1 protein-coding gene and 1 pseudogene are annotated in these 2,600 nt (G+C 75.8%); both read right to left on the bottom strand.

Translation table 11 applies throughout. From position 1 onward, the window contains the following. Positions 1-409: 409 nt before the first annotated feature. Entirely contained in the window at positions 410-1,051 is a 642-nt protein-coding gene (locus G3I53_RS04845) for a family 16 glycosylhydrolase (protein ID WP_164337978.1), read from the bottom strand. Positions 1,052-1,380: 329 nt separating this feature from the next. Then, positions 1,381-2,600, bottom strand: a pseudogene (locus G3I53_RS04840) (hypothetical protein); the annotation flags it as partial.

The following is a 2,600-nucleotide window of genomic DNA, read 5'->3' as shown; positions in this document are numbered from 1 at the left end:
GCCGGTGGCCCGCCCGCCGTGGCCAGGGCCGTCGTGCCGGCCGCGGCGCCGCTGTCCGACTCCGGTGCGGGGCCGCGCTCCTCGGGGCCGCGGCCGGTGGCCCGTACGGCGTCACTCACCGCGCCTCCCGGGGTCGTCGGTCTGCGATGCCCGGGGGCCGCCGGTGTGTCTCGTGGGGTGGGGACGGAAGGGGAGGAGGAGCGGAGACATCCCAGCCGCCTCACCCGTCGCACGCCGGCTAAACCTGTGGCGTCGACCACATACGGCCGGACGGGCGCGGGGCGATGGCCGTCCTCCTCCGAACGGGTGGTCCCTGCTGCCGCTGCTCTCCTTCCTGTCGGTTTTTCAGCGGTTTCCACCGGTCTCTCACCGGTCTCTCACCGGTGTCTCACCGGCGTAGTCCCGTGTGTCACGGCCGCCGCACCATGAGGCTCGCCACCTCGTAGGACATCTCCTCGGTGTCCTCGTCCGGCGGCGGGTGGTACCGCCCGGCGCACACCGAGAGGTTGACGATGAGGTGGGCGTGCCAGCCGCGCCCCACGCCCCGCCGGTCGGCGAACGCCCGGTCGCCGTTCACCCACCAGACGACGGAGCGCGCACCGAACTCCACCCGCAGGTCGACCCAGGCGCCGGGTCGCACCGACCGGTGCCGGTAGTAGTGGCCGGTGTCGCGGACGTGGTTGCTGAGCTCCAGCAGGTCGGGGTTGTCGGGGTGGTACTCGAAGACGTCGATCTCCTGGTCGCCGTCCCGCCAGGTCCAGATGGCCGGCCAGGCCCCGGTCTCCCGGGGCAGCCGTACGCGGGCGTCCAGCACGTCCCCGGCCCGCGCGACGAAGCCCTCCGCACTGCCCTCGGTGGTGAGCAGACCGGTGTTCCACCGGCCGTCGGGTCTGCGCGTCGCGCGGAAGGTGCCCCCGCGGCAGTAGTCGTCGTCCGGCACCAGGTGGTCGAGTTTGTCGTCGCCGGGGTTGGTGGGGCCGCCGCCCGGATAGGCCCAGGAGCGGCCCGCGACCCATTGCCGGGTGGACGCGAAGTCTGCCGTGAAGACCACGTCGTGGGCCGGACCACCGGGACGGTCGTGGAGCGCCCCGGACGCCGGGCCGGGTGTCGGAGGGTTCTCGGGCGAGGAGGACGGAAGGTGCCACGCCGGTTCGTGCATGACCGGGTTCTCTCCGCCCGGAGGCCCGCACATGCCCACGCCCCGCCCGGGTCCCGGCCAAACAACGCGTTCGGGTGAACGGCCGGGAGGAGGAGGGGGCGGACGGCCGTGGGGGCGAGCGCCGACGTACCGACCCGCGCGCCCCGCGGCCGGACAGGACCGCCCCGCCCCTCGGCCACAGGGCGCGTCCTCGTCCTCGCGTCGCCGCGCATCCGGTCGGTTCAGCCACGGGTCACGGCGCCCCCGGTCGGGTCCGCGCCGAGTGTGTGGCCGAGCAGGTGCAGCGGCGCGGCCCTCACCCCGGCTCGCTCGACGGCCCGCCAGTGGGCCCGCGCCACCTCCGCGTCCACCAGGCCGTGCACCAGAGGAAGCTCACCGGAGGCGGAGGTGGAGGCGGAGGCGGTGGCGGCCCACAGCAGGGACTCGGTGCGGCACGAGGCCAGCGTGCCCTCGATCCAGGGCTGGGCGAGGTGCCCCGCCGCCGCGACGGCCGGCAGGTCCGCTGCGGGCTCCCGCCGGGCGGTGCCGACGTGCAGCAGTCCGCCGCCGACGACCAGCACGTCGTTGTGCTGCCGCATCCGGGCCAGCGCCCGCCCGGTGTCGAAGCAGTGCGGGAAGGAGTCGTCGACCACCACGGCTCCGGGGCGCAGCCGGTCGACGTCGAGCACCGTCGTGGCCCCGCTCACCGCCGTCACCAGCAGATCCGCGTCGTACACGGCGTCCGGCAGCACCTGCTGGGTCTCCACGACCCGGACGTCGCGGGTCAGTCCGCGTTCCCGCAGCCGGCGGCCCAGTTCCGTCAGCCGGGGCCCGCTGCCGGCCACGTCGCACAGCAGCAGACCGCGCGGCGGCCGGGCCGCGAGCGACAGCAGCAGTTCGAGGGAGGAGGCGCCGATCGATCCCAGCCCGGCGAACGCCACGTCGAGGTCCCCAAGGTCCCGGCCGGTCGCCTCCAGCGCCGCGTGCACGGTCTTGACCACGGACACCACCGTCGTCGCGTGTCCGGTCGTCACCGCCGCCGGCTGCCGCCCCGCACGCAGCACGTCGAAGCCGTAACCGGTCAGTGAGGGGATCATGCCCGCCAGCGACACGCAGCGCGCCCCGCCCGACGCGGCGAGCGACACCGCGCGGGAGACGTGGGCCACGAGGTCCGGGCCGCCGGCGAGTTCGTCGGCGAAGACCGGCACGCACACGAACCCCGACCGCCCCAGGCCGGTGGACACGGTCTCCAGTAGGCGCGGCGCCCCGTCCGGGAACAGCAGGCCCCGCACCTCCGCTCGCGGCAGCGCGCCCGCGGGGAGACCGGCCAGCCGCGCCAGGTGGTCCGGCGACGGCAGATAGCCGACGAGCGCCGCGTCCATGGCCGCCACGGGGCTCCCGCTCCGGCGCCCGGCGGTGCGCCCGGCCTCCGGCGCAGCGGCCGCCCGGACGAGACGGTCGC

The organism is Streptomyces sp. SID14436, assembly GCF_010548465.1.
Lineage (GTDB): Bacteria > Actinomycetota > Actinomycetes > Streptomycetales > Streptomycetaceae > Streptomyces.
The sequence above is the reverse complement of the archived record's forward strand: the minus strand, read 5'-3'. Positions and strand labels throughout refer to the sequence as shown.